The sequence below is a fragment of the Streptomyces melanogenes genome (genome assembly GCF_014649795.1).
In the GTDB taxonomy this organism is placed as follows: domain Bacteria; phylum Actinomycetota; class Actinomycetes; order Streptomycetales; family Streptomycetaceae; genus Streptomyces; species Streptomyces noboritoensis.
In genome coordinates this window covers 125,997-151,231 of record NZ_BMTS01000003.1, presented here as the reverse complement: position 1 = coordinate 151,231, position 25,235 = coordinate 125,997, and the positions used below count along the sequence as shown (strand labels likewise).

Annotated in this window: 22 protein-coding genes and 1 riboswitch; of the genes, 14 read left to right on the top strand and 8 right to left on the bottom strand. The window is 71.7% G+C overall.

Annotation, left to right across the window (positions count from 1 at the left end; all coding sequences use genetic code 11):
- Window positions 1-31: 31 nt before the first annotated feature.
- The 3 genes from lanKC to IE252_RS07725 all read right to left on the bottom strand — a co-directional run bounded on the left by lanKC (window position 32) and on the right by IE252_RS07725 (window position 4,578).
- Entirely contained in the window at window positions 32-2,650 is a 2,619-nt protein-coding gene (gene lanKC, locus IE252_RS07735; RefSeq protein WP_190088564.1) for a class III lanthionine synthetase LanKC, read from the bottom strand.
- Between the two features lie 207 nt (window positions 2,651-2,857).
- Window positions 2,858-3,091 carry a ferredoxin gene (locus IE252_RS07730; protein ID WP_190088967.1) on the bottom strand — a complete coding sequence of 78 codons (234 nt, stop codon included), beginning with the start codon at window positions 3,089-3,091 and terminating at the stop codon, window positions 2,858-2,860.
- Window positions 3,091-4,578, bottom strand: coding sequence for an aldehyde dehydrogenase (locus IE252_RS07725; protein WP_190088563.1), 1,488 nt, complete (start codon window positions 4,576-4,578; stop codon window positions 3,091-3,093). The genes IE252_RS07730 and IE252_RS07725 overlap by 1 nt, the downstream gene beginning before the upstream one ends.
- Before the next feature lie 182 nt (window positions 4,579-4,760).
- On the opposite strand from IE252_RS07725, the gene IE252_RS07720 reads away from it, so the two are divergent.
- The 8 genes from IE252_RS07720 to IE252_RS07685 all read left to right on the top strand — a co-directional run bounded on the left by IE252_RS07720 (window position 4,761) and on the right by IE252_RS07685 (window position 15,251).
- Window positions 4,761-5,840: a Strvi_7410 family MBL fold metallo-hydrolase gene (locus tag IE252_RS07720; RefSeq protein ID WP_190088562.1), complete on the top strand. Its 1,080-nt coding sequence runs from the start codon at window positions 4,761-4,763 to the stop codon at window positions 5,838-5,840.
- 146 nt (window positions 5,841-5,986) lie between these two features.
- Window positions 5,987-6,057: riboswitch (cobalamin riboswitch) on the top strand.
- Window positions 6,058-6,191: 134 nt separating this feature from the next.
- Window positions 6,192-7,451, top strand: a complete 1,260-nt coding sequence (locus IE252_RS07715; RefSeq protein ID WP_190088561.1) for an SCO2321 family membrane protein — start codon at window positions 6,192-6,194, stop codon at window positions 7,449-7,451.
- Window positions 7,451-8,101: an SCO2322 family protein gene (locus IE252_RS07710; RefSeq protein WP_229848096.1), complete on the top strand. Its 651-nt coding sequence runs from the start codon at window positions 7,451-7,453 to the stop codon at window positions 8,099-8,101. The genes IE252_RS07715 and IE252_RS07710 overlap by 1 nt, the downstream gene beginning before the upstream one ends.
- 17 nt (window positions 8,102-8,118) lie before the next feature.
- Window positions 8,119-9,477 (top strand): energy-coupling factor transporter transmembrane component T, encoded by a 1,359-nt coding sequence (locus IE252_RS07705; protein WP_229848094.1) that lies wholly within the window; start codon window positions 8,119-8,121, stop codon window positions 9,475-9,477.
- Entirely contained in the window at window positions 9,474-11,282 is a 1,809-nt protein-coding gene (locus tag IE252_RS07700; RefSeq protein ID WP_190088560.1) for an ABC transporter ATP-binding protein, read from the top strand. The genes IE252_RS07705 and IE252_RS07700 overlap by 4 nt, the downstream gene beginning before the upstream one ends.
- Window positions 11,279-12,133 carry an ECF transporter S component gene (locus IE252_RS07695; RefSeq protein ID WP_190088559.1) on the top strand — a complete coding sequence of 285 codons (855 nt, stop codon included), beginning with the start codon at window positions 11,279-11,281 and terminating at the stop codon, window positions 12,131-12,133. Before IE252_RS07700 ends, IE252_RS07695 begins: the two co-directional genes overlap by 4 nt.
- A gap of 310 nt (window positions 12,134-12,443) precedes the next feature.
- The gene (locus tag IE252_RS07690) at window positions 12,444-12,869 is read left to right on the top strand and encodes an aggregation-promoting factor C-terminal-like domain-containing protein (protein WP_190088558.1); all 426 of its coding nucleotides are present in this window, start codon (window positions 12,444-12,446) and stop codon (window positions 12,867-12,869) included.
- 189 nt (window positions 12,870-13,058) lie between these two features.
- On the top strand, window positions 13,059-15,251 hold the full coding sequence (locus tag IE252_RS07685) for an FG-GAP-like repeat-containing protein (protein WP_190088557.1): 2,193 nt from the start codon (window positions 13,059-13,061) through the stop codon (window positions 15,249-15,251).
- A 66-nt stretch (window positions 15,252-15,317) separates the two neighbouring features.
- On the opposite strand, the gene IE252_RS07680 is transcribed toward IE252_RS07685, so the two are convergent.
- A complete protein-coding gene (locus tag IE252_RS07680; protein ID WP_190088556.1) occupies window positions 15,318-16,487 on the bottom strand; it encodes a steroid 3-ketoacyl-CoA thiolase in 1,170 nt (389 codons plus the stop codon).
- A 273-nt stretch (window positions 16,488-16,760) separates the two neighbouring features.
- Between IE252_RS07680 and IE252_RS07675 the strand changes: the two genes are divergently transcribed.
- The gene (locus IE252_RS07675) at window positions 16,761-18,002 is read left to right on the top strand and encodes a cytochrome P450 (RefSeq protein ID WP_190088555.1); all 1,242 of its coding nucleotides are present in this window, start codon (window positions 16,761-16,763) and stop codon (window positions 18,000-18,002) included.
- A gap of 12 nt (window positions 18,003-18,014) precedes the next feature.
- Here IE252_RS07675 and IE252_RS07670 read toward each other — a convergent pair whose 3' ends face one another.
- Window positions 18,015-18,203 (bottom strand): DUF397 domain-containing protein, encoded by a 189-nt coding sequence (locus tag IE252_RS07670; RefSeq protein WP_190088554.1) that lies wholly within the window; start codon window positions 18,201-18,203, stop codon window positions 18,015-18,017.
- Entirely contained in the window at window positions 18,163-19,011 is an 849-nt protein-coding gene (locus IE252_RS07665) for a helix-turn-helix domain-containing protein (protein WP_190088553.1), read from the bottom strand. Before IE252_RS07665 ends, IE252_RS07670 begins: the two co-directional genes overlap by 41 nt.
- 94 nt (window positions 19,012-19,105) lie before the next feature.
- On the opposite strand from IE252_RS07665, the gene IE252_RS07660 reads away from it, so the two are divergent.
- Entirely contained in the window at window positions 19,106-19,555 is a 450-nt protein-coding gene (locus tag IE252_RS07660; RefSeq protein WP_190088552.1) for an ATP-binding protein, read from the top strand.
- Here IE252_RS07660 and IE252_RS07655 read toward each other — a convergent pair.
- The gene (locus IE252_RS07655) at window positions 19,514-20,791 is read right to left on the bottom strand and encodes a M48 family metalloprotease (RefSeq protein WP_229848092.1); all 1,278 of its coding nucleotides are present in this window, start codon (window positions 20,789-20,791) and stop codon (window positions 19,514-19,516) included. The two genes, IE252_RS07660 and IE252_RS07655, sit on opposite strands and share 42 nt — an antisense overlap.
- A gap of 158 nt (window positions 20,792-20,949) precedes the next feature.
- On the opposite strand from IE252_RS07655, the gene IE252_RS07650 reads away from it, so the two are divergent.
- Complete coding sequence (locus IE252_RS07650; protein ID WP_190088551.1) at window positions 20,950-21,651, top strand: pyridoxamine 5'-phosphate oxidase family protein; 702 nt, start codon at window positions 20,950-20,952, stop codon at window positions 21,649-21,651.
- Here the strand turns inward: IE252_RS07650 and IE252_RS07645 are convergent.
- On the bottom strand, window positions 21,555-23,606 hold the full coding sequence (locus tag IE252_RS07645) for a bifunctional glycosyltransferase 87/phosphatase PAP2 family protein (RefSeq protein WP_229848089.1): 2,052 nt from the start codon (window positions 23,604-23,606) through the stop codon (window positions 21,555-21,557). The genes IE252_RS07650 and IE252_RS07645 overlap by 97 nt on opposite strands.
- Window positions 23,607-23,976: 370 nt before the next feature.
- Here IE252_RS07645 and IE252_RS07640 point away from each other — a divergent pair, with 370 nt between their 5' ends.
- The 3 genes from IE252_RS07640 (at window position 23,977) to IE252_RS07630 (ending at window position 25,164) form a co-directional block, all read left to right on the top strand.
- Window positions 23,977-24,351 carry a DUF2330 domain-containing protein gene (locus IE252_RS07640; protein ID WP_308434519.1) on the top strand — a complete coding sequence of 125 codons (375 nt, stop codon included), beginning with the start codon at window positions 23,977-23,979 and terminating at the stop codon, window positions 24,349-24,351.
- A 318-nt stretch (window positions 24,352-24,669) separates the two neighbouring features.
- Entirely contained in the window at window positions 24,670-24,816 is a 147-nt protein-coding gene (locus IE252_RS07635) for a hypothetical protein (protein ID WP_190088550.1), read from the top strand.
- A gap of 21 nt (window positions 24,817-24,837) precedes the next feature.
- On the top strand, window positions 24,838-25,164 hold the full coding sequence (locus IE252_RS07630) for an antibiotic biosynthesis monooxygenase family protein (RefSeq protein WP_190088549.1): 327 nt from the start codon (window positions 24,838-24,840) through the stop codon (window positions 25,162-25,164).
- Window positions 25,165-25,235: the final 71 nt, after the last annotated feature.

The window sequence follows — 25,235 nt, the reverse complement described above, 5'->3', positions numbered from 1 at the left end:
CTGTCTTGTGGAACTTTCCGTGGGGACGGGTTCACCGTCCGGCCCCTCGCGGGGCCGTCTTGGGGGCCGCCGGAAGCGGCGGCAGGAAGGGCAGCCCGACCGGGCGCCTTCGGGGGGACGCGGCACCGGGCACGGAGCCCAGGGCGAGCAGAACGCCCGCCGTGCCGGTCGCGAGGTCCATGGAGAGCCGCATCATCTGGTCGCCGGGAAAGGCCAGTTGGCCCTCGTACGGCACGGCGTACCAGGCGAGCGCCGCGCTCTGCGCGTCCAGGTCGGGGCGCGCGGCGCGGGTGCGGGCGAGGTGCAGCACCATGCCCGCGCGGCCGTTGAACAGGCCCGGCTGGGCGTAGTACCGCAGCCGCGCGGTGGGCAGGATCGCGGCCCTGGCCTCGGCGAACTGCTCGTCGTGCCGGTGCGCCAGATAGTCGTCGAGCACCATCGCGATGCCGACGCCGCCCGCGCCGAGGTAGGGCATGATCCGCGCGCCCTCGTCGACCTGGAGGGCGCCGGAGCGGTCGGTGACGCAGCGCGCGAGGTCGCGGCGGAGGAACTCGGCGGCGTGGTCGAGGAGCGCGGGCTCGCCGGTGTGCTCGTACAGCCGCAGGAAGAGCAGGGCGGGGCCGCTGGCGCCGTGCAGCAGCCCGGCGCGCGGGCGCCCCGCGCTCGCGTCCGGCTCCGGCTGCCCGGCGATGATCCAGGCCGCTTCCAGCGCCCGGTCGCGCAGATCGGCCTCGCCGGTGGTGCGGCCGAGCGAGTCGAGGGCGAGCCCGAGTCCGGCGAGGCCGCCGTGCAGCCCGGGCGCGAGCCGCTGCCACTTCTCCTCCAGCACCCGGTCGACCAGGTCGAGGGCGCGCTCGGTGTGGCCGAGCCGGTCCAGGACGTACGCGACGCCGCTCAGCCCGTCGTAGAAGCCCAGCGGACAGCCGGCGGGCGGCTGTTCGGTGCGGCGCAGCAGCCACTCCTCGCCGTCCCGGTAGCGGTCGGCGCCGGTGGCGTCCAGGGCGTAGAGCACCCCGGCCGCGCCGTACGCGACCCCGAGGCCGCCGCCGTCCGCGAACTGGGAGATGTCACCGGGGAAGAGCCGGTCCTCGCGCTCGGGCGTGGCGGAGGCGAGGATCGCGCGGACCATCGACTCGCGCCCGGCGGGCCACTCGGCGGGCCGCACGGGCAGATAGGGCCGCGCCAAGGGCTCGTCCGTCCCCCGGATGACCCGCACCGCCTCCTCGAAGAAACCTTCCGGCACGGCGGGGAACTGGCTCGCCGCGACCGCCGCCAGATGCGCCGCCTTGTCCTGGTCCACCACGAGGAGCGTCGTCATCGGCACGAACAGCGCCAGCCGCAGACAGGCCAGCGCGTAACGGTCGACCTCGAAGCCGGTGCGGTCGCGCGGGGCCATGAACCCGGGGTGCGCCATCGTCTGCCCCCGGTGCTCCTCGACCGGCACCGCGCCCTCGAAGTCGAGCAGCTTCACGGAGACCTCACGGCCGCCGTCCGGGGCCACCATCACGTTGAACATGTGCAGGTCGTTGCAGACCAGACCGCGCGAGTGCACCGCCTCCACCGCCTGCTCCACCGCCCGGTGCACCGAGAGCGCCCAGGCGGTGTACGAGGCCACCGCGTCCGGGTCGGGGTCGACGGCGAGCAGCGGGTGGCGCTCGGCGAAGAACGCGTTCAGCGTGCGCCCCTCCAGGAAGTCCATGACCAGGAAGCGGTGGTCGCCCAGCTCGAACCAGTCGCGCACCTCGGGCGCCACGCCCAGCCCCGAGAGCCGCTCCATGGCCGTCTTCTCCCGCTCCAGCCGGGCGACCGCGTCGCTGCCGTCGCCGGCCAGACCGGCGTGCGGCCGGGCCTCCTTGAGGACGACCTTGCTGCCGTCGCGGGTATCGGTCCCGGCGTACACCCCGCCGCCGTTGGAGAAGTGCAGGGCCCGCTCGATGCGGTACGGCAGGTCGGCGACGGTCGTCGCGTTGCGCGCCTCCAGCTGGGGCCGCAGGAACGGCGGCAGCGCCACCCACTCGGGCACCTGGAAGGCGGGGTCGCGGCGGTCGGGGACCAGCTCGCCCCGGGCGTTCTCGATCGCGGGGACCAGCGCCCCGCCCTCGCCGACGCAGTGCCGCTCGACGAAGCCCCCGTAACGCACGTACAGGGGCCCGGAGTTCCAGCGCAGATCGGTGAGGATGTACGGGCCCTGCTCGCCCTCCAGGAGCTCGCCGAGCTCGTTCAGTACGCGCTCCAGCTGTTCCACGCCGGACGGGTAGATCGTGGCGAACTTCCCGCTCGAACCGCGCCCGGCGTACTTGGAGTTGCGCAGGTGCAGCGGCTGACTGCCCGGCACGAACTTGAACGGGATCGCTCTGGGGACGCAGTACTCCCACACCTGCGCCGCCATCTTCTCGGCGTTGTCCAGACACGCCGAGACGTGGATCTTCCAGCCCTGGAGGAGGCTGCCCGGGCGCGGCTCGCCGGCCTCGTCGACCGGGTTGAAGTGGAGCCAGTCCCCGGAGAGGAAGGTGCGCCACCCCTCGGGGACCGGGCGCTGGGCCGCCTCGAAGAGCGGAACCTTCTCACCGGTCCTGGACGAGGACAAACGGTCCGGAGTCTCGTAGAAATGCCTGTCGGCCAGGCAGAAGACCTCGTACCGCTTGTCCATCGTTTCCCCCTCGGTGGCGTGGCAACGAAGGTGCCACGCCGGCCGGGGGCCGGACAGTCGCATGTGTCATGGGGTCACTGTGCGGTACGCATGCGTAAACCTGCGTTCGCAGGGGTTCGAACAGGCGGCATGCGTTTCGGCTGCGGGCTTTTAGGGGCGCGGGGAACTGCGCGACCAGCCACCCACGGCCCGCAGCCGACCGACGACTCACTCCTCGGGAGGAAACACCGGCTCGCCGGATTCGAGCAGGGTGATGCTGATGGCCTCCACCGGGCACCCCTCGGCCGCCGCGAGGACCAACTCGTTGGCGTCGATGTCGGCGGCCCGCGGCCGGGACTGCCGAGCCGTGTCCAGCCCAAACCCCTCCGGCGCCGTGTTCACGCACATCCCCGACCCGATACACACACTCCGGTCGACCTCCACGTGCCAGCGGTCCCCCATCACGCCTCGCCCCCGTACCCCGCGGGCAGATGGATCATCTTGTGCTCCAGGTACTCGCTCAGTCCCTCGGGCCCGAACTCCCGCCCCAGACCGGAGTTCTTGTAGCCGCCGAACGGCCCGAACATGTCCAGGCTGAACGTGTTCACGTTGAACGTGCCCGTGCGCACCCGCCGGGCGAAGTCGACGCCGTGCTCGACGTCGCCGGTCCACACGCTGCCGCTGAGCCCGTACTCGGAGTCGTTCGCGATCCGCAGCGCCTCGGCCTCGTCCGCGTACGGCAGGAGGCAGATCACCGGCCCGAAGATCTCCTCGCGGGCGATCCGCATGGAGTTGTCGACGGCGCCGAAGAGCGTCGGCTCGACGTACCAGCCCCGGTCCCGCCCGGCCGGACGGCCGCCGCCCGCCAGGATCTTGGCGCCCTCCTCCTGGCCGATCCGGATGTAGTCGAGCGAGCGCTGCCGCTGCCGTTTGGCGACCAGTGGGCCGACCTGGGTCGCCGGGTCGAGCGGGTCGCCGACGACCAGCTGCCCGGCGGCGGCCGCGAACGCCTCCGCGAACTCGTCGTAACGGCTGGCGGGCGCCAGGATCCGGGTCTGGGCGACGCACGCCTGCCCGTTGTTCATCCACGCGGCCGGGACGACCCCGGCGACGGTCGACTCCAGGTCGGCGTCGGGCAGTACGACGGCGGCGGACTTGCCGCCCAGCTCCAGGGTGACCCGGGTGAGGTTGCGCGCGGCGACCTCCATCACGCGCCGCCCGGCCGCCACCGAACCGGTGAACGACACCTTGTCCACGTCCGGGTGCCCGACCAGGTACTCGCTGACCTCGCGGTCGGCGGGCAGGATCGAGAGCACGCCCTCCGGCAGTCCGGCCTCGCGGGCGATGTCGCCGAGTATGTACGCGTCGAGGGGCGTCTCCGGGGACGGCTTGAGCACCACCGGGCACCCGGCGAGCAGCGCGGGCGCGAGCTTGGCGGCGGCCACGAACTGCGGCACGTTCCACGGGACGACGGCCGCCACGACCCCGACCGGCTCGCGCCGCACCAGGATCGGCCCGAGGACCCCGGCGCGCCGCTCCTCGTACGGGAAGTCGCGCGCGACGGTGATCGCCGCGTCCCAGACCATCATCGCGCCGAGGGCCTGCGCGAGGACGCTCCAGGAGTACGGGGAGCCGTTCTGGGAGCTGATGGAGCGGGCGATCTCCTCGTGGCGCAGGGCGATCGCGTCCTTGATGCGGGAGACGACCTCGATGCGCTCGGCGAGCGCCATCCGTGGCCAGGGCCCCTCGTCGAAGGCGCGGCGGGCGGTGGCGACGGCGCGGTCGACGTCGTCCCGGGAGGCGTGCGGCACACGGCCGATGACCTGTTCGGTGTGGGGCGAGACGACGTCGATGACGTCGGTCCCGCGGGGGTCGGTGAGCTCCCCGCCGATGTAGAGCTGGGTGTGCTCGATGAGATCGCTGACGGAGTCTTTCGCGGCATCGGTCATGGCGTGGCGCCTCCGGCTCGGGTCCACTTTCTGACGGCATTTCAGATCTGCCAGAACTGATACCAGTTCCCCTATCAGGAGTCCACGGGCCGGGAGACCCCTTGAGTGCTGACTGAAACACGTTCTACTGTGGCGGTTCCAGCGGGTGGTTCCACGCGGGTGGCCAGAGACGAGGCTGATCCATGACGCAGGCGACACGGGGGACGCGGGTGGGCGACCACGGCGGGGGCGTCCACTCGATCGAGGTCCCCATCCCGGACAACCCCCTCGGCCACACGCTGGTGTACGTGGTCGACACCGACCGGGGCCCGGTCCTGGTCGACACGGGGTGGGACGACCCGGCGTCCTGGGACACGCTGACGGACGGCCTGCGGCTGCTCGGCACCGATGTGGCGGACGTCCACGGGGTGGTGCTCACCCACCACCACCCCGACCACCACGGGCTCTCCGGCCGGGTGCGGGAGGCGTCCGGCGCGTGGCTGGCGATGCACGCGGCGGACACGGCGGTCGTACGGCGCACACGGGAGGCGGAGCCGGGGGCCTGGCTGGCCTATCTGACGGAGAAGCTGACGGCGGTGGGGGCGCCGGAGGACCACCTCGCGCCGCTGCGGGCGGCCCGGGCGCGGGGGTCCGGCCGGTCGCTGCCCGGCATGCGGGCCGCGCTCCCCGACCGGGAGATCGTCCCCGGCGACCTGCTGCCGCTGCCGGGCCGCCGACTGCGGGCGATCTGGACACCGGGCCATACACCGGGCCATGTCTGCCTCCACCTGGAGGAGCGGCATCCGTCGGACCGCCCGGGCCACGGCCGGCTGTTCTCGGGCGACCACCTCCTGCCCGGGATCACTCCGCACATCGGGCTGTACGAGGATCCCGACGACGCGACGGTCACGGACCCCCTGGGCGACTACGTGTCGTCCCTCGAGCGGGTGGGCCGCCTGGGGGTGGCGGAGGTGCTCCCCGCGCACCAGCACGCGTTCACGGACGCGGCCGGTCGCGTCCGCGAACTCCTGGCCCACCACGAGTCCCGCCTGGCGGACCTGCTCTCCCTACTGGCGGCGGAGCCCCTCACGCCCTGGCAGCTGGCGGTTCGAATGGAGTGGAACCGCCCCTGGGCCGACATCCCCTACGGCTCGCGCAACATCGCGGTGTCGGAGGCGGAGGCGCATGTACGGCGGCTGGTGAAGCTGGGTCGGGCGGAGGGGGTACCGGGCCCACCGCTGTCATACCGAGCGGTGGAATCCCCCACCCCGCCCCTTCCCTAGACCCTCCGGGGGTGGAGGTGGCGCCCCCGGACCTTCGTCTGCGGACGACAGCCGCCCGGCCAGGGATTACGGGAAGGGGTGGGGTGGGGGATCACGCCCCGCCGCAGGCGGAAGCTACAGTGAACCCGTCGTCCATGCCCGTACGGGGGGAAGCCGGTGCGAATCCGGCGCTGACCCGCAACCGTAAGTCGCCCGCCCGCGACAAGCCGGAGCACCCCTCGGACATGACCGGCTCAGCGGTCACCGGCAGACAAGCCGATGACCGGCCCGTCGAGGTACACGGAGCCACGAGCCGGCGTGCCCCCGCGCCCGCCGAGCCGCCCGGCCCCCGCAGGAGAGGCACCGCCCGCCATGACCGTACGCCGCTGCGCCGCAGCGCTCGCCGTCGCCACCGTCGTCCTCGGCGGTGCCGCCCCGGCCGCCTTCGCCGACGGCACGGCGCCGTCCTCCCCCGCCAAGACCCTCCCGCAGGGGCTGTACGGGACGAAGGACCCCGCGTACGACGGCGTCTGGCGGCAGTCGCTCGCCCTGCTCGCCCAGAGCACGGTCGGCGTGAAGCCCGCCGCGCAGGCGGTGACGTGGCTGACCGGCCAGCAGTGCGACACCGGCGCCTTCCCCTCGTACCGTCCCGACGCCGCCAAGCCGTGCGACGCCAAGACGATGCTCGACACCAACGCCACCGCCGCCGCGATCCAGGCCCTCGTCGCCCTCGGCGACCACGCCGACGCCGTGAAGAAGGGCGTCTCCTGGCTGAAGACCGTGCAGAACGCCGACGGCGGCTGGGCCTACAACCCCGGCGGCAAGAGCGACGCCAACTCCACGTCCATCGTGATCGGCGCGCTCGCCGCCGCCGGTGAGAAGCCCGCCGACGCCAAGTCCGCCGTCAAGGACGGCAAGGGCGGCAAGTCGCCGCTGGACGCGCTGCTCACGTTCGCGATGCCGTGCGACAGCACCCCCGGCTCGGGCGCGTTCGCGTACCAGCCGGACCTGAAGACCTCGAAGCTGTACGCGAACTCCGACGCCAGCGCCGCCGCGGTGACCGCCTCGTACGGCAAGGGCCTCGCCGCCACCGCCGGGCACTCCGACGCCAAGGGCACCACCTGCGAGAAGGCGACCACGCCTGAGCAGGCCGCGCACAACGGCGCCGCGTACCTGGCCCGCACCATGGCCCCGTCGGGCCACCTCAACTCGATGATGCCGGGCGCCGAGAACCAGCCCGACTACGGCAACACCGCCGACGCCGTCGTCGCCCTCGCCACCGACGGCCAGGAGGCCCAGGCCAAGGCGTCCCTGCAATGGCTGGAGAAGAACGCGTCCGGCTGGGCCAAGGAGAACGGCCCGGCGGCGTACGCCCAGCTCGTCCTCGCCGCGAACGCCACCGGCGCCGACCCGAGGAAGTTCGGCGGCGCGGACCTGGTGTCCCAGCTGAACGCGACGGGCCCGACCCCGGCGGGAACGCAGGCGGCCGACCAGACCAAGCAGGCCAAGGCCGACGAGAAGAAGGACGGCTCCTCCAGCAAGTCGGTGTGGTGGATCGTCGGCGTGTTCTTCGTGGCGAGCGTGGGCGTCGGCTTCCTGGTCAGCGCGCGCAAGAAGAACGCGCAGAAGTGATGCCGGGGCACCGCCTCACGGCCGTGACCGGCCTCGCCCTCGCGCTGACGCTCGGCGCGGGGGCGGTGGCGGGGCCCGCCGAGGCGGCGGGCTACCGCTACTGGTCGTTCTGGGACCGCCAGGGCACGACCTGGACGTACGCCACGCAGGGCCCGGCGAGCGCGCACCCCTCGGACGGCGACGTCCAGGGCTTCCGCTTCGCGGTCAGCGCGGACTCCAAGGACGCGGCGACCCCGCGCTCGGCGCCGACGTTCGCGCAGGTCTGCGCGTCGACACCGGCGAAGCCGGGCCGCAAGCGGGTCGCCCTCGCCCTCGACTTCGGCACCCCGCAGGACGCCCCGTCCGGCGAGACGCCCCCGGCACCGCGTACGGCGTGCGCGCAGGTCCCCGAGGACGCGACGACGGCGGACGCCCTGGCGGCGGTGGCCAAGCCGCTCCGCTACAACAGCGCGGCCCTGCTGTGCGCGATCGCGGGCTACCCGCACACGGGTTGCGGCGAACAGGTGTCGACGAAGCCGGACGCTCAGCCCACGGCCGCCCCGAAGGACACCTCCGACTCGGGCCCGTCCCTGGGCCTGCTGGCAGGCATCGCGGCAGTCCTGACCCTGGCAGCAGCAGCAATCTGGCAATCCCGCCGCCGCCGCGACTGACCGGCCGGGACCACCAGATGCCCACGAACGACGAGCCCCCGCAGCAGGGGACGGCGAACACGCCCGCCGCGCCCCCCGCTACGGGCGGCACCCCCACCCACTTCGCGCAGCCGCCAACGGCGAGCACGCCCGTCGGGGAGCCCGCCGCGAGCGGCGTCCCCACCCACGACCCGCAGCCGCCGACGGCGAGCACGCCCCACAAGAAGGCCCGCGGCGCGGGTGGGAAAACCGGCCCGGCCGCAGGCCAGCCGCACCCCCGACGGCCCCGGGCCGAAAGACGCCGCACCCCCTACACCACCCGCTCCAACGCCCTGCACCCCGGCGCCTGGTGGCTGTGGGCCATAGGGCTGGCCACGGCCGCGTCGCGCACCACCAACCCCCTCCTCCTCGCCCTGCTCGTCGCCGTCGCCGGCTACGTCGTCGCGGCCCGCAGGACGGACGCGCCGTGGGCCCGCTCGTACACCGCCTTCGTGAAGCTCGGCCTCGCCGTCGTCGCCATCCGCCTCGTCTTCAACGTGGCCCTCGGCTCGCCGATCCCCGGCACGCACACCCTCCTCACGCTCCCCGAGGCCCCCCTCCCCGACTGGGCGAAGGGCATCCGCATCGGCGGCCGCGTCACCGCCGAGGGCATGCTCTTCGCGCTCTACGACGGCGCCCGGCTCGCCACCCTCCTCATCTGCGTCGGCGCCGCGAACGCCCTCGCCAACCCGGCCCGCCTCCTCAAGTCCCTCCCGGGCGCCCTGTACGAGGCGGGCGTGGCCGTCGTCGTAGCGATGACGTTCGCGCCGAACATGGTCGCCGACGTCGCCCGGCTGAGGACCGTCCGCCGGCTGCGCGGCCGCCCCACCGGCGGCATCAAGGCGATCCTCCAGATCGGCCTGCCGGTCCTGGAGGGCGCCCTGGAACGCTCGGTCGCCGTCGCCGCCTCCATGGACGCCCGCGGCTACGGCCGCACCGCACACGTACCGCCCGCCGTCCGCCACACCACCACCGTCCTCACCCTCGGCGGACTCCTCGGCGTCTGCGCCGGTACGTACGGACTCCTCGCCGCCGAAGGCGCCCGCTACGGCCTGCCCGTCCTGCTCACCGGCCTCGCCGCCGCCCTCGCGGGCCTGCGCCTGGGCGGCCGCCGCTCGGTCCGCACCCGCTACCGCCCCGACCGCTGGGGCGCCCGCGCCTGGCTGGTGGCCGGTTCCGGCGCGGCTGTGGCGGCAGCGATGATCTGGGCGGGTACGTACGCACCGGACGCCCTGCACCCGGGCGTCGTCCCGCTCACCGCCCCCGAGCTCCCCCTCTGGCCCGCCCTGGCCACGCTCCTGGGCCTGCTCCCAGCCTTCGTAACTCCCGCACCCCAGACACCCCAGGAGTCAAAATGATCCACTTCGAAGAGGTGTCGGTAACGTACGAGGGCCACGAAGCCCCCACCATCCAGCAGGTCCAACTCACCATCCCCGAGGGCGAGTTGGTCCTGCTCATCGGCCCCTCCGGAGTCGGCAAGTCGACCCTCCTCGGTACGGTCTCGGGCCTCGTCCCCCACTTCACCGGCGGCACCTTGCGCGGCCGGGTGACGGTCGACGGCCGCGACACCCGTACCCACAAGCCGCGCGAACTCGCCGACCTGGTCGGCACGGTGGGCCAGGACCCGCTCGCCCACTTCGTCACCGACACGGTCGAGGACGAGCTGGCGTACGGCATGGAGTCCCTCGGCCTCGCCCCGCACGTGATGCGCCGCCGCGTCGAGGAGACCCTCGACCTCCTCGGCCTCGCGGACCTCCGCGACCGCCCCATCGCCACGCTCTCCGGCGGCCAGCAGCAGCGCGTCGCGATCGGCTCGGTCCTGACCCCGCACCCCAAGGTCCTGGTCCTGGACGAGCCGACGTCGGCGCTGGACCCGGCGGCGGCGGAGGAGGTCCTGTCCGTACTGCAACGCCTGGTCCACGACCTCGGCACGACGGTCCTGATGGCGGAACACCGCCTGGAACGAGTAATCCAGTACGCGGACCGAGCCCTCCTGCTCCCGTCCCCGGCAGCCGCTCCGATCCTGGGCACCCCAGCAGAAATCATGGCGATCTCCCCGGTACACCCCCCGGTGGTGACCCTGGGCCGCCTGGCGGGCTGGAACCCCCTCCCACTGTCGGTACGAGACGCCCGCCGCCGAGCAACGGACCTCCGAGCCCGCTTGGCAACAAGGGCTCCGCTCAGCACCTCCCAGGCACAGCACGACCCGCAGCCGCCGACGGCGAAGACGTCCCACAAGAAGACCCGCACCGGCGAACCCACCGAAACGGGTGGAGCGGGTGGGTACGACAACCCGGCCGAAGGCCGGGTGCACCCGGAACGGCCCGCAGCCGAAGGCATCAGCCGCCTCCGCGCAGCGCTCCGCCTCCGCCGAGGCACGAACGCAACCCCGCCGCGCGCCGCCAAGGCGATCGCGACCGCCACCGTCAAAGCCCTCGGCGTACGCCGAGCCCGCATCGACGCCCTCAGAGCCGTCACCCTCACCCTCACCCCCGGCGAAACCACCGCCCTCATGGGCCGGAACGGCGCCGGCAAGTCCACCCTCCTCAACGCCCTCGTCGGCATGATCGAGCCCACCACCGGCACGGTGACCGTCAACGGCCGCACCCCCCACCGCACACCCCCGCGCGAACTGATCCGCGAGGTAGGACTCGTACCGCAGGAGCCCCGTGACCTGCTGTACGCGGACACGGTCGCCGCCGAGTGCGCGGCGGCCGACGCGGACGCCGAGGCACCCCCCGGCACCTGCCGCGACCTCGTCACCGCCCTCCTCCCCGGCGTCCCCGACGACACCCACCCCCGCGACCTCTCCGAGGGCCAGCGCCTCGCCCTCGCGCTGGCGATCGTGCTGACCGGCCGCCCCCCGCTGCTCCTCCTGGACGAGCCGACCCGAGGCCTGGACTACGCCGCGAAGGCGCGCCTCGCGGACGTGCTGCGCGACCTCGCCGCCGAGGGCCACGCGATCGTCCTGGCCACGCACGACGTGGAGCTGGCGGCCGAGATCGCGCACCGGGTGGTGATCCTGGCCGACGGCGAGGTCGTCGCGGACGGCCCGACGGCCGACGTGGTCGTCTCCTCGCCCTCCTTCGCCCCCCAGGTCTCCAAGATCCTGGCCCCGGACCCGTGGCTCACGGTCACGCAGGTACGCGAGGCCCTGGCATGACGGCACAGGCACAGGCACAACCACAGACGCACGCCCCCCAGGCCAGGGCCGTCCGCCTCGGCCCCCGGGGCATCGTCGCCCTCGCCCTGATCACCCTCATCGGCATCGCCGCCTTCGGCTGGCCGCTGCTCGCCGACGCGGACTCCGGGCTCGCCCACTCCCAGGACGCCCCCTGGCTCTTCGCCGCGCTGCTGCCCCTCCTCGTCGGCGTGGTCGTCGCGACCATCGCGGACGAGGACGGCGGCATGGACGCCAAGGCCGTCGCCATGCTCGGCGTCCTCGCGGCGGTCGGCGCCGCCCTGCGCCCGCTGGGCGCGGGCACGGCCGGTCTTGAGCCGATGTTCTTCCTGATGGTGCTGAGCGGCCGCGTCCTCGGCCCGGGCTTCGGGTTCGTGCTCGGCGCGGTCACGATGTTCGCGTCCGCCCTGCTCACGGGCGGTGTCGGCCCCTGGATGCCGTTCCAGATGCTGTCGATGGGCTGGTTCACGATGGGCGCCGGGCTGCTCCCGGGCCCGCACCGCCTGCGGGGCCGGGGCGAGCTGGCACTGCTCGCGCTGTACGGCTTCGCCGCGTCCTTCGCGTACGGCACGGTCATGAACCTTCAGGGCTGGACGTACATCGGCGGCATGTCGTCCGGGATCTCCTTCCACCCGGGCGACCCGCTGGGCGAGAACCTGGTCCGCTTCGCCGCGTACTGCGCGACCACCTCGCTCGGCTGGGACCTGGGCCGGGCGGTGCTGACGACGGTCCTGACGTTCGCGCTCGGCTCGACCGTACTGAAGGCACTACGCAGAGCCACCCGGCGCGCTTCCTTCGAGGCCCAGGTCACATTCGAGGGCTCCGGCGGGTGAGGCCCCCCACAGGACCCACGTCACATACGACCCGGAATAGTGGACTTATGCGGCCTATATAAAGCCACAAACAGCCCCTCCGACCAGCCGTTTCACCCCCACCCCCGACCAGGGCCGGGGGACCCCGGATGCGAGGACCACTAGTACCGAGGGTGTTTGCGACGGCTCTTCGAGGTCGCTAAAACTGGTCCAGTCGCCGGGCACCGCCTGGCCCGATCACCGGGCCGCGGAGGCCCACGCAGGACGAAACCCCGCTCCTCCCGGGAGCTCATGCGGCTCTCCGGAGCTGCCGCCTGCTCCGCGACGGCCCATGTTCCCGACGTTAGGTCTCTCTGTGTCGTTCGCCGCCCGTCTCGCCGCCCGCAAGAACACGATCGCCGCCGGTGCCGCCACGCTGCTCGCCGCCGCCGGTATCGCGGTGGCCGCCGTTCCCGCCCAGGCCGCCCCCATGGGCGCCCAGGACGTGGCGAAGAAGATGATCCCGAGCGCCGCCCAGTTCCAGTGCTTCAGCAACATCGTCAACCACGAGTCCGGCTGGAACGTGCACGCCTCCAACCCGTCCAGCGGTGCGTACGGCCTGGTCCAGGCGCTGCCCGGCTCCAAGATGGCCACCAAGGGCTCCGACTGGCAGACCAACCCGGCCACCCAGATCGCCTGGGGCCTGGACTACATGAACTCGCGCTACGGCAGCCCGTGCGGCGCCTGGAACTTCTGGCAGCAGAACAGCTGGTACTGAGCCCCAGCTGAGCGAGTACAAGCGAAGCTCCCCGGTAGAACACCTACCGGGGAGCTTCTCCCGTTTCCTCCCCCGGGCACGGTCCCGACGGACGGCTCCCGCGCACCGCGCCTACGGCAGCGGTCGCGGCCCCGCCCGTCCGTTACCCCACCGTTTAGGGTGATTCGCAGGGTTGCTTATGGTGACCCAATGAATCAATCCGATCACCATCGGCGCACGGGCCGCAGAGGTCTCGCGTTCCTGGCCACAGCCTTGCTGGCCTGCGCCGCGACCGCACTCTGCCCCACCGGCGCCACCGCGTCGGCGGCGCCGCCCGGCTCGGCGGGCGCGGACGGTCCGGCCGCCGCCGCACCGGCGTCGAGCGGCGTTCTGTTCGACGCCTTCCACTACAGCGACTCGAAGGACCAGAAGCTCACCGACCACGGCTGGACGGTGCGCGACGAAGTCGGCGGCCCCGGCCCGGACGTGGATCCGAAGTGGGCGCCGAAGTGGGACGCAAGCGCTGTGACCTTTCCTGCCGACTCCTCCGCGCAGGGCGGCCGAGCGATGCGGTTGCGGGCCACTACTGACGGCACCTTCGCCGGTACCAGCGTGGCCCAGATCAACACCACCCGGTCCAAGTTCTTCACCGGCACCTACGCCGCACGCGTCCACTTCAACGACCAGCCCACCGCCGGCACCGCCGAGGGCGAGCACCCCGTCCAGACCTTCTACGCCATCTCCCCTTCGGACCGGATGAAGGGTGAGAACCAGAACTACAGCGAGCTCGACTTCGAGTACCTGCCCAAGGGTGGCTGGGGCACCACCGGCCATTCGCTGTTCACCACTGCCTGGCGCAACCCCGACACCAATGACAAGTTCCCCCTCAAGAACGCCAACGCCGCGACCTCGCTGCAGGGCTGGCACACGCTCCAGATGACGGTCGCGAACGACACGGTCGTCTTCTACGTGGACGGCCGTCGGTACTCCTCGATGGACGCCACGAAATCCAGGTTCTCTCCGCGCGAGCCCATGACCCTCAACTTCAACGAGTGGTTCGCCGAGCAGCTGCCCACAGGTGCGTCCCGCACCTGGGAACAGAAGGTCAACTGGGTCTACTACAACGAATCGGGTGCCCTGACGCCGGATCAGGTCGGCGCCGCCGTCGACGGCTACTACGCGAACGGCATCGATTTCGTCGACACCGTTGCCGAGAAGGCCGTCCCCGCTCCCCAGGAGACCGCGGCACACGACTACAACGGCGACGGGGTCAGCGACGTCTCGCTGCTCTACGACTACGGCACGACCGGTTCATCCAGTTGCGGCAGAAGCGGCACCAAGCACACAGCGATGTTCGGCTTGGCGGGCAAGGCCGACCGCTCCGGCGGCCTCGGCGGAATCGTCCCCCAATGGGACAGCCTCTGCGAGACCGCAAGCCCGAAGTTCGTCACCTCCGGCGACTACAACGGTGACGGTCAGAGCGATATAGCCGCGTTCTACGAGTACGGGAAGACCAGCCCGACCTGCCGGGGCGGCGACCCCGTGGCTGTGGCGATCCGCGTGTGGCTGGCCAACCCCGACGGATCCGGTACGCTGCCGATCCCCCGTACGGTCTGGGAAAGCGACTGCTGGGGAAGCGGCACCAAATACCTGAACTCCGGTGACTTCAACGGCGACGGGAAGACCGACCTCGCCCTCCTCTACGACTACACCGCCGGCCACGTACGCCTCTTCACCCTCACCGCCGACTCCAAGGGCAACGCCACGTTCGGCGGCGCGGTCTCCCGCTGGGACGCCACCAACTGGGGCACCGGCACCAAATACCTCACCACCGGCGACTACAACGGCGACCACAAAACCGACATCGCCCTCTTCTACGACCACGGAACCGCTGGGGCCACCTGCGCGGGCAACGCCCACCAAAGCGTCTCTATTTTCACCGCCGACCCCAACGGAACCGGCAACCTCCATAACCCCACCAAGGTCTGGGAAAGCCTCTGCTGGGGAGCCGGTACGACGACCATGAACTCCGGTGACTTCAACGGCGACGGGAAGAGCGACCTCGCCTTGCTCTACGACTACACGGCCGGGCATGTACGCCTGTTCACCCTGAGCGCCAACTCCAATGGCGACGGCGCTTTCGGCGGCGTCGTCTCCCGCTGGGACGCCACCAACTGGGGCACCGGCACCAAATACCTCACCACCGGCGACTACAACGGCGACCACAAAACCGACATCGCCCTCTTCTACGACCACGGAACCGCTGGGGCCACCTGCGCGGGCAACGCCCACCAAAGCGTCTCTATTTTCACCGCCGACCCCAACGGAACCGGCAACCTTCGAAACCCCGCCAAGGCCTGGGAAAGCCTCTGCTGGGGCAGCGGCACCACCACCATGAACTGACCCGGTACGAACAGGCGTCCTGAGCCACGACCACGTGGCTCAGGACGTCACCCCGGGCGGGGCCCGCTACAACCGCTGCAGGATCGTCGCCGTAGCCAACGCACCCCCCGCACACATAGTCACCAACGCGAACTCCCGATCCCGCCGCTCCAGCTCATGCAGCGCCGTAGCAATAAGGCGCGCGCCCGTCGCGCCGACCGGATGGCCGAGGGCGATCGCACCCCCGTTCACGTTCACCTTGTCCAGGTCCTGCTCGAAGACCTGCGCCCAGCTCAGCACCACCGACGCGAACGCCTCGTTGATCTCGACCAGGTCGATGTCCCGCAGCGACATGCCCGCCTTGCCGAGCACCGCCCGCGTCGCGTCGATCGGCCCGTCGAGGTGGAAGTGCGGGTCCGCCCCCACCAGCGCCTGCGCCACGATCCGCGCCCGGGGCCGCAGCTTCAGCGCGCGGGCCATCCGCTTGGACGCCCACATGATCGCGGCCGCGCCGTCGGAGATCTGGGAGGAGTTCCCGGCCGTGTGCACGGCGGTCGGCATGACCGGCTTCAGCCCGGCCAGCGCCTCCATCGACGTGTCCCGCAGGCCCTCGTCCCGGTCGACGAGCCGCCACATGCCCTGCCCGGCCGCCTGCTCCTCCTCGGTCGTGGGCACCTGCACCGCGAACGTCTCCCGCTTGAACCGCTCCTCCGCCCACGCCACCCCCGCCCGCTCCTGCGAGAGCAGCCCCAGCGAGTCGACCCGCTCCCGCGTCAGCCCCCGGTGCCGCGCGATCCGCTCGGCCGCCTCGAACTGGTTGGGCAGGTCCACGCTCCACTCGTCCGGGAACGGCTTCCCGGGCCCGTGCTTGGACCCCGACCCCAGCGGCACCCGCGACATCGCCTCCACCCCGCAGCTGATGCCGATGTCCACCACCCCCGCCGCCACCATGTTCGCGACCATGTGGCTGGCCTGCTGGGACGATCCGCACTGGCAGTCCACGGTGGTCGCCGCCGTCTCGTACGGCAGGCCCATCGCCAGCCACGCGGTGCGCGCCGGATTCATGGACTGCTCGCCGGCGTGCGTGACCGTGCCGCCGACGATCTGCTCCACGCAGTCCGCGTGGATCCCGGTCCGCCCGAGCAGCTCGCGGTAGGTCTCGCCGAGCAGATAGGCGGGGTGCAGATTGGCGAGCGCGCCCCCGCGCTTGCCGATCGGTGTGCGTACGGCTTCGACGATGACGGGTTCCGCGGCCATGAGCTCGTCCTCTCCTTGGCACAGTCGCCGGGGCCTCCCGGAGCCGCCGCGACCGAACTAGTACGCGTTCTAGTTCCGTATGCAGTCTGGTGAGACTTACCCCCGGTACGCAAGGGTTGTGCACGCACCCGCCGCACCCCCGCGCCCACAACCGAGCACCCCCGGCCCCTTGCCACTTGTAGAACCCGTTACTACCTTTCAGTCAAATTCTGATGGGTCGTCAGACAAGCTCAGACGCAAGCTCAGACAAGTACCGTCGAGATGGAGTTGCCGATGCGCTGCCCCCACCTGCCCGAGGGGTTCGACTTCACCGACCCCGACCTGCTCCAGGACCGCGTCCCGTACCCGGAGTTCGCCGAGGCGCGGCAGACCGCCCCGGTCTTCTGGTGCCCCCAGCCGCACGGCATCGCCGGCTTCGGCGACGACGGCTACTGGGTGGTGACCCGGCACGCGGACGTCAAATACGTCTCCACGCACCCGGAGCTGTTCTCCTCCACCACCAACACCGCCGTCATCCGCTTCAACGAGAACATCACCCGCGACCAGATCGAGGTCCAGCGGCTGATCATGCTCAACATGGACCCGCCGGAGCACACCCGGGTCCGCCAGATCGTCCAGCGCGGCTTCACCCCGCGCGCGGTCCGCTCGCTCGAAGACGCCCTGCGTGACCGGGCGTCACGGATCGTGGACACCGCGCTCGCGGCCTCCCAGGGCCGCGACTCCTTCGACTTCGTCACCAACATCGCCGTCGAGCTGCCGCTCCAGGCGATCGCGGAGCTCATCGGCGTGCCGCAGCAGGACCGCGCGAAGATCTTCGACTGGTCCAACAAGATGGCCGCGTACGACGATCCCGAGTACGCCATCACCGAGGAGATCGGCGCCGAGGCGGCGATGGAGATCGTCTCGTACGCGATGAACCTCGCGGCGGCGCGCAAGGAGTGCCCGGCGAAGGACATCGTGTCGCAGCTGGTCGCGGCGGAGGGCGAAGGCAACCTGTCGTCCGACGAGTTCGGCTTCTTCGTCATCCTGCTCGCGGTGGCGGGCAACGAGACGACCCGCAACGCGATCAGTCACGGCATGCACGCGTTCCTCACCCACCCCGACCAGTGGGAACTCTACAAACGCGAGCGCCCCGAGACGACGGCCGAGGAGATCGTGCGCTGGGCGACGCCGGTGGTGTCCTTCCAGCGTACGGCGACACAGGACACGGAACTCGGCGGCCAGAAGATCAAGGCAGGCGACCGCGTCGGCCTGTTCTATTCGTCGGCCAACAACGACCCCGAACTCTTCGACGACCCCGAGAAGTTCGACATCCTCCGCGACCCGAACCCGCACCTCGGCTTCGGCGGCGGAGGCCCGCACTTCTGCCTCGGCAAGTCGCTGGCGGTCCTGGAAATCAACCTGATCTTCAACGCGATAGCGGACGCCCTGCCGAACCTGACCCTGGCGGGCGACCCGCGCCGCCTGCGCTCGGCGTGGCTGAACGGGATCAAGGAGCTCCAGGTGAGCCCGTAAGGCTCGGGAGCTCTACAGGTTCCGTACGAAGTCGCCGAAGGCGGCGGGGTCGAAGCGGATGGCGGGACCGTGCGGGTTCTTGGAATCGCGGACGGCGACGGTGGAGGGGAGGGCGGCGATCTCGACGCAGGAGCCGCCCTGATCGCCGCTGTAGCTGGACTTACGCCACTGGACGCGGGTCAGATCCAGGTTGCTCCCCATACCGTTCCTCCATCGCGCGCCGGATCAGCTTCGCCGAGTCCTGGATGGACAGGGCGGCGGCTTGGAGGTGATCGTAACGGAGTGAACAGTCATTGACCGTGTCCGGGTTGGCAGTTGGATGACCAGCTCCGTAGCCCTCGGTGTAGACGATGGCCGGATCCCCGGTGAAGCGGAAGAGGTCGAACGAGCCTTGCAATCCGGCATGCGCCCCGACCCCGTACGGCAGGATCTGGATGTTCACCTTCGGGTTGCTCTCGCACGACAACAGCCGGTCCAGTTGCCCGCGCATCACCTCGGCCCCGCCGATCTCCTGGTACAACGCGGCTTCACCGATGATCGCCCAGAGGACCGGCGCGCTTCCCTTCTCCAGGATGCGCTGCCGGGCCAGCCGGACCGCCGTACGGTCGTCCAAGTTGCTTTGGTCCAGCGTGCCGAGAACAGCGCGCGCGTACGGCGCGGTCTGCAGGAGCCCGTGGATCAGGTGCGTGTGGAACGTATAGATCTCAATCGCCCGCGCCTCAAGCTCGGCCACCTGCTGAAACCAAGCCGGAAGTTGACTTCGCAGCACCAGCGGCAGGAGCCGGGACAGCAGTCCGCCCGTGCCCAGCGCGATGTCCGCGCGTTCGCTGAAGTCCGCCGTCGGCAACTTGCGGGCCGTCTCGATCTGACCGATCAGCGAACCCGTGTACGAGATGATCGCGCCCAGTTGCTTCTGGGTGAGCCCGCCCGCCTCGCGGTAGCGGCGCAGCTCGTAGCCGTAATAGTCGAGCGGCGAGGCGCTCGGATCGAGGACGTTGACGTGGACCACGGCGGGTACCCCCTCGTGCTCAACTCCACTTACTCCTAAGCGGGTTGCATTCGTGCCGTAGCCGAGAGTAGCCATCGCGCGCCACGCTCGTACCATGAACGACAATTCCCCGTACGGCATGCGCTTCACCGTCGGCGCGCACTCCGCCCGCCATGTCCGCAGTATCGTCCGCACCCACCTCGACTTCTGGGCCATGTCCGAGCTCGTGGACGCGGCCGAACTCGCCGTGACGGAGCTGCTCGCCAACGTGGTGCGGCACGTACCGGACCGCTACTGCGAGTTGAGCATCCACCGCCGACCGCACGGTGTCCGCATCGAGGTGTCGGACAGATTCCCCCAACTTCCCCTGCCCCTCAACGCGTCGGAGGAGGACGAGTCCGGGCGCGGGCTCGTCCTCCTGGACGCGGTGGTCGACAAGTGGGGCGTCTCCCCCGGACCGGCCAGGGGCGGGAAGACGGTGTGGTTCGAGTGCGCCACCGAGCACGGGGCCGCAGTCGAGGAATCAGCCCGCGTAGTCGCGGATCACCCGGCGCGCCACGCGTGAGCGGGAGCCCGCGAGCTCGGCGTCGATCGCGGCGGTGGCGTCCTCGGTCGGACGGACGGAGGCCGGGTGCGCGGCCGCCTCGGCCAGGCGCCTGCGGCGCAGATGGGTCGGCGGGTGGGTGGAGTCGACGGCGTGGCCGCGCAGGGCGGCGACCCGGCGCAGTCGCTCGTACTCCCGCTCCGGTACGGCTCCGATGCGCTCGGCGAGCCGGTCCCACAGGCCCCGCTCGGCCTCGTCGCGCGAACCGGCCCCGCGGCTCTTGGTCTGCGCGGCCACCGACTCGCGACGCAGTTCGAGGGAGACCGAGCCCACGACCAGGAGCTTGTCCATCAGCTCGACGGCCGCGTCCGTCGAGGCGGCGCGGGCGGCGGCCTCGTCCGCCAGGTACTCGGCGCGCTGGGCCGCGCGGAGGGTGAGCTGGTCCAGCAGGACGAGCACGCCGTACACCGCCCATCTGGGCACGGCCATGAGGTAGTTGGCGAACCGTTCGGTCATGGTCGGGTTCGGCGTGGGCGAAAGGAAGTAGACCCAGAGGGAGAGCGAGCGCAGCGCGTTGTGGACGATCGCGCCGTGCCGGGTGTCGCCGTTGGCGTAGTGGCCCAGCTCGTGGCCGAGGAGGGCGACGCGCTGTCGGGGGGTCAGCACCTCCCAGAGGCCGAGCCCGAGCCGGAGCACCCGGCGCTGCCGGATCCCGTACGTGCTCACCGAGGCGTTGGCGTCGGCCTCGATCACCACCGCGTCCACCCCGCGCGTCCCGACGACGGCCGCGACCTCGTCGATCAGGCCGAACAGCTGCGGCGCGTCGGCCCGGTGCAGCACCGGCTCCTCCACGGTGGTGGACAGGGAGCCGAAGCGGGGCCGGAGGACGACGGCGGTGCCCAGGAGCAGCAGGCCGAGCGCCCAGCCGCTGAACGTGCCGATGCCGCTCACGAGAACCGCTGTCCCCGCGACGGCGAGGCCGAGTGTGACGGCGTGCACGAGGAGCGCCAGCGCGCGGGCGAGGACGCTCGACGCGTCCTTGCGGGCGAGGCCGTCGGCTCCCTCCGCGAACAGCTGCTCGCCGTGCCGCCGCGCCAGTCGCCGCCGCACCGCCTCCAGCCGCCCCTCGGGCGCTTCCGGCGCGCCCGGGTCGACGTTCCAGCCGCACGCGGCGCACCACGTCACGAACCTCGGGTCGACCGGCACGCTCTGGCCGCAGTCCGGGCACGCCTTCGCCGCCGGTCTTTCGCTCTCCACGATTCCGTTCCCCTCCCCTGGCGGCCCCTCCCCAGGGCCCGCCGTCCGCGCCGGACGCGACCGCGCCGACGAGGCAGGGTAACGCTCACCTCTTGATTGCCCGCATGACGACTGAAACAGTTGTTCATGAACGTGATCGCAACCGGATCGGTGGGGGTATGAGCACCCAGAAACAGAATCAGCAGCATCAGGACCAGCTGGCCGTCACCGAGCGGACCCGGCACCGGCGGCTGCGTGAGCAGGGCAGTACCGATGTGGCCGACCTCGACGCGATACTCCGGGGCGGGTTCGTCTGTCATCTCGGGGTCGTCGTCGACGGGGCGACCATGGTCGTGCCGACCGTGTACGGCGTGGACTTCGACGCCCGTACCCTCTACGTCCACGGATCCGTCGCCAGCCGCAGCCTCGTGCGGGCGCCCGCGCAGACCGTCTGCGTCACCGTGACGCACATCGACGGGCTCGTGCTCGCGCGGTCGGTCTTCGAGCACGGGGTGAACTACCGGAGCGCCATGGTCTACGGGGTGCCCAGAGCCGTCACGGACGGGGACGAGCTGCTGCACGGGCTGCGGGTGGTGACCGAGCAGTGCGCGCCGGGGCAGTGGGAGTACGCGCGGCAGCCGAGCCGCAAGGAGCTCGCCGCCACCTCGCTGCTGGCGCTGCCGCTCACCGAGGCGTCCGTGAAGACCGCGTCCGGCCCGCCCGAGGACGGGGACGGGCCGGACGGTGAGCTCGGGCTGTGGGCCGGGGTGGTGCCGTTGCGCAGCTACTTCGACGCGCCGGAGCCCGACCCCGTTCTGCCCGCCGGCATCGCCTTGCCGCCCCATGTCGCCGCTCTGGGCGCGGGCAGCTCCGGGAGCTGAACGCCGCGCGGGCCCGCGAGCACGTACACCAGGGCGAAGCCCGCGCCGACGACGGTGGCGCCGCCGACCGCGTCGAGCACCCAGTGGTTGGCGGTGGCGATGATCGCGCAGACCGTGAAGAGCGGGTGGAGCATGCCGAGCGCCTTCATCCACAGCTTGGGCGCCACCACCGCGATCACGATGCCGCACCACAGCGACCAGCCGAAGTGCAGGCTCGGCATCGCCGCGTACTGGTTGGTGACCTGCGTCATCGCCCCGTAGTCCGGGTTGGCCAGGTCCTGCGGGCCGTGGACGGTGTCGATGAAGTCCATGCCCGGCATCAGGCGCGGCGGGGCCAGCGGGAAGAACCAGAAGCCGACCAGGCCGAGCAGCGTGGCGAAGCCCAGGGCCGCGCGCGCCCAGCGGTAGTCGGCGGGGCGGCGCACGTACAGCACGCCCAGGACGGTGAGCGGCACCACGAAGTGGAACGACTCGTAGTAGAAGGTGAAGAACGACTCCAGCCACTTGGCGTGCTGGATCGAGTGGTTGGCCCAGCGCTCGATGTCGATGTGGAGCGCGCGCTCGATGGACGCGATCGTCCGGCCGTGCGCCTCGGCCGTCTCCCGTCCGGCGGTGGCTTCGAGGCGGATGTGGGAGTACGCGGAGTAGCCGACGCGGATGACGAGCAGTTCCAGGAGCAGGTTCGGGCGGCTGAGCACCCGGCGCCAGAACGGCAGCAGCGGGACGCGGGCCCAGCGGGCCGGGGCGGGCTCCGCGTACGTGGTGGGGACCGGCCTTCGGAAGTGCTCGGAGGTGCGCGGCAGGAACGGGACCAGGCAGGCCGCGAGCAGCGCGGTCAGCAGGGGAACGTTGTCACGTAACGGGTAGAGGACCGGCATGTTCGGCAGCAGCACCGCACCGGGCAGCGTCATCACCAGGACGACGAGGGCGGGCCACACCAGCCGGTCGCGGGCCTTGGTGCCGACCCGGCCGACCATCGCGAGCAGCACCCACAGCAGCTGGTGCTGCCAGGCCGTCGGCGAGACGGTGACGGCGACGCAGCCGGTGAGGGCGACGGCGAGGAGGAGCTGGCCGTCGCGCGCGTAGCGGACGGCGCGGCGCAGGCCGAGGACGATCACGGCGACGGCGAGCACCAGGAACAGCCCGATCTCCAGCGGCCCTTCGAGGCCGATCCGGAGCAGGGCGCCGTGCAGGGACTGGTTGGCGAGGCCGTCGGGGCGCGCGCCGAGCCCGGCGCCCGCCACGTGGTGCACCCAGTACGTCCACGAGTCGTGCGGCATGAGCGCCCAGGTCAGGGCGGTCGCGGCGGCGAAGGTGACGGTGGTGGAGACGGCCGCGCGTCTGCGTCCGGTGAGCCAGAGCAGCGGGACGAACAGCAGCACGGTGGGCTGGAGGGCCGCGCCGACGCCGATGAGCACCCCGCAGGCGCGCTCTCCCCGTACGGCGAAGCAGCCGAGCAGCACCAGCAGGACCGGGATGATGCTGGTCTGGCCGGTGGTGAGCGCATTGCGGACCGGCAGCGAGACCATCAGGAGGCTGATGGCGACGGGCGCGGCCACCAGCGAACTGCGGCGCGAGATGGGCCCCGGGAGCGCGCGGGCGGCGACGACGCCGAGCACCGCGACGAACAGCAGCGTGGAGAACGTCCAGGCCACGCCGAGCGCCTGCTCGGCGGAGTGGGTCAGCGGTTTGAGGACGAGCCCGGCGAAGGGGGTGCCGGTGAAGTGGTCCTGGTCGTACAGCGATCCCCTGACGTGCAGCACGCCGTTGTCGCCGGTCCAGGTCTCCAGGTCGGTGAGCCGTTCGCCTGGTGGAAGGCGCAGGACGTGGGCCATCTGCCGTATCGCGAGGACGGCGGCGACCAGCCACAGCACCGCCCGGGCCGCGCCCGTCCGGGTGTCCGCCGACCCCGAGTCCACCGTGCTGCCGCGTCCGCCGTGCTCCGCATTAGCCACGCCCCGCCAAGCCTCCCACCGTTCTCTAAAAGCCCGTTGTTCGCCCGTCGTACCGGCCCCGCCGTGCGGGGCGACTGCTCAGACCCCCACACCACCCCACTGAAGAGACTCAGACAACCCCCACTTCGCCTGACTGTCACCGGGGTTTTGACCGAAACCGCCTTGACCGGCCACGGGGAGGCGGCGGAACCGGGCGTGCCGGAATGTCGTCGTGGATCGCGACGGTGGTGGTAGGTGGGCGGTACGTGGAGGGGCGCGGCAGAGGCGGCGGCGTCGGTATCGGGCAGCGAATAGGGCTGGTCATGAGGGCATTGCTGACGCTCCAACTCGTCTCAATCGCATCCCCCGCGTACGCCTGCGGATGGGCGCGATGGTCCACGGCACGGGTACCCGGCTGTCCGTCCGTCAGGAGGTGTCGGCGGTGCGGTGGGACGGCCGCGACGAGCAGATCGTGATGAGCCTCACGGTCGACGGGAACGCGCCGAAGGCGGCGTGGATCATGCCGGTGCCGCACCGGGCGACGGTCACGCTGGGCGACCGCGCGCTCTTCTCCGACCTGGAGAGGGCGACGGCGCCGGTGCACAAGGACCGCGATCACTTCTGGCCGAGGGACGGGGACTGGCCCTTCACCCGCGACCACCACACGGTGGGCGACGGCGCGGCCGCCCCGAGCGCGGCGGCGCCGCCGGTCGGCGGTTTTGCCCCCACCCCGCCCCTTCCCCAAACCCTCCGGGGGTGGGGGTGAGTGGAGGTGGGTTTCCCGGGGGCTGAGCCCCCGGCCCCCGGGCGGTGCTCAGCCCCTGCACTCCCTCGGGGCTCCGCCCCCGACCCCGTTCTTCTGCGGACCATGGTGGGTTGCTCGCGCAGTTCCCCGCGCCCCTACAGAGGCGCCCCGCAGGGGCGCATTTCAGGGGCGCGGGGAACTGCGCGACCAGCCACATGCCGCCCGCAGCCGAACGCCCCGGCCGCCCGCCAGAGGGCTTTCGGGAAGGGGCGGGGTGGGGAAAAGGCCCGCCGCAGGCGGGTGGCGCTGGAGGACGCCGGACTGGCGAGGTTCGCAGGCGTGTCGTACGCCGCCGAGGGCACCACCCCGTACCTCACGGCCCTGAGCCAGTCCTTCTGGCAACCGTCCACGATCACGGGCGACCACGAACTGAAGCGCGTGGTCGTCCCGCCCGCGCCGGTTGTGGTGCCGCCGCCGTTGGGGTGAGCGGGGTCGTAGGGTCGGGGCATGAGCATCGTGAAGATCAATGTCCTGAAGGTCCCGAGCGAGCAGCGCGAGGTGCTGGAGCAGCGGTTCGCCGCCCGGGCCGGGTCGGTGGAGAACTCCGACGGGTTCGAGTGGTTCGAGCTGCTGCGCCCGGTCGAGGGCACCGACGAATACCTCGTGTACACCCGCTGGCGCAGCGAGGAGGACTTCGAGAAGTGGATGGCCACGTCGATGCGCGGCGCGCACGGCGGGGGCGGCGCGGCGGAGGGCGAGCGCCCCAAGCCCGCCGCGACCGGTTCCACGCTGTGGTCGTTCGAGGTCGTGCAGCAGGCGGCGCCGAAGGGCTGAACCGGCACCGCCGGAAGACCGCGTGTACGGCCCGTACGTCTTGGTGCATGTGTACGGGCCGTACATCCCGG

Bases quoted from the DNA above. Each gene is read 5' to 3' on its own strand.
- lanKC (WP_190088564.1), bottom strand. From the start codon at position 2,650: ATGGACAAGCGGTACGAGGTCTTCTGCCTGGCCGACAGGCATTTCTAC.
- IE252_RS07730 (WP_190088967.1), bottom strand. From the start codon at position 3,091: ATGGGGGACCGCTGGCACGTGGAGGTCGACCGGAGTGTGTGTATCGGG.
- IE252_RS07725 (WP_190088563.1), bottom strand. From the start codon at position 4,578: ATGACCGATGCCGCGAAAGACTCCGTCAGCGATCTCATCGAGCACACC.
- IE252_RS07720 (WP_190088562.1), top strand. From the start codon at position 4,761: ATGACGCAGGCGACACGGGGGACGCGGGTGGGCGACCACGGCGGGGGC.
- IE252_RS07715 (WP_190088561.1), top strand. From the start codon at position 6,192: ATGACCGTACGCCGCTGCGCCGCAGCGCTCGCCGTCGCCACCGTCGTC.
- IE252_RS07710 (WP_229848096.1), top strand. From the start codon at position 7,451: ATGCCGGGGCACCGCCTCACGGCCGTGACCGGCCTCGCCCTCGCGCTG.
- IE252_RS07705 (WP_229848094.1), top strand. From the start codon at position 8,119: ATGCCCACGAACGACGAGCCCCCGCAGCAGGGGACGGCGAACACGCCC.
- IE252_RS07700 (WP_190088560.1), top strand. From the start codon at position 9,474: ATGATCCACTTCGAAGAGGTGTCGGTAACGTACGAGGGCCACGAAGCC.
- IE252_RS07695 (WP_190088559.1), top strand. From the start codon at position 11,279: ATGACGGCACAGGCACAGGCACAACCACAGACGCACGCCCCCCAGGCC.
- IE252_RS07690 (WP_190088558.1), top strand. From the start codon at position 12,444: ATGTTCCCGACGTTAGGTCTCTCTGTGTCGTTCGCCGCCCGTCTCGCC.
- IE252_RS07685 (WP_190088557.1), top strand. From the start codon at position 13,059: ATGAATCAATCCGATCACCATCGGCGCACGGGCCGCAGAGGTCTCGCG.
- IE252_RS07680 (WP_190088556.1), bottom strand. From the start codon at position 16,487: ATGGCCGCGGAACCCGTCATCGTCGAAGCCGTACGCACACCGATCGGC.
- IE252_RS07675 (WP_190088555.1), top strand. From the start codon at position 16,761: ATGCGCTGCCCCCACCTGCCCGAGGGGTTCGACTTCACCGACCCCGAC.
- IE252_RS07670 (WP_190088554.1), bottom strand. From the start codon at position 18,203: ATGGGGAGCAACCTGGATCTGACCCGCGTCCAGTGGCGTAAGTCCAGC.
- IE252_RS07660 (WP_190088552.1), top strand. From the start codon at position 19,106: ATGAACGACAATTCCCCGTACGGCATGCGCTTCACCGTCGGCGCGCAC.
- IE252_RS07650 (WP_190088551.1), top strand. From the start codon at position 20,950: ATGAGCACCCAGAAACAGAATCAGCAGCATCAGGACCAGCTGGCCGTC.
- IE252_RS07640 (WP_308434519.1), top strand. From the start codon at position 23,977: ATGGTCCACGGCACGGGTACCCGGCTGTCCGTCCGTCAGGAGGTGTCG.
- IE252_RS07630 (WP_190088549.1), top strand. From the start codon at position 24,838: ATGAGCATCGTGAAGATCAATGTCCTGAAGGTCCCGAGCGAGCAGCGC.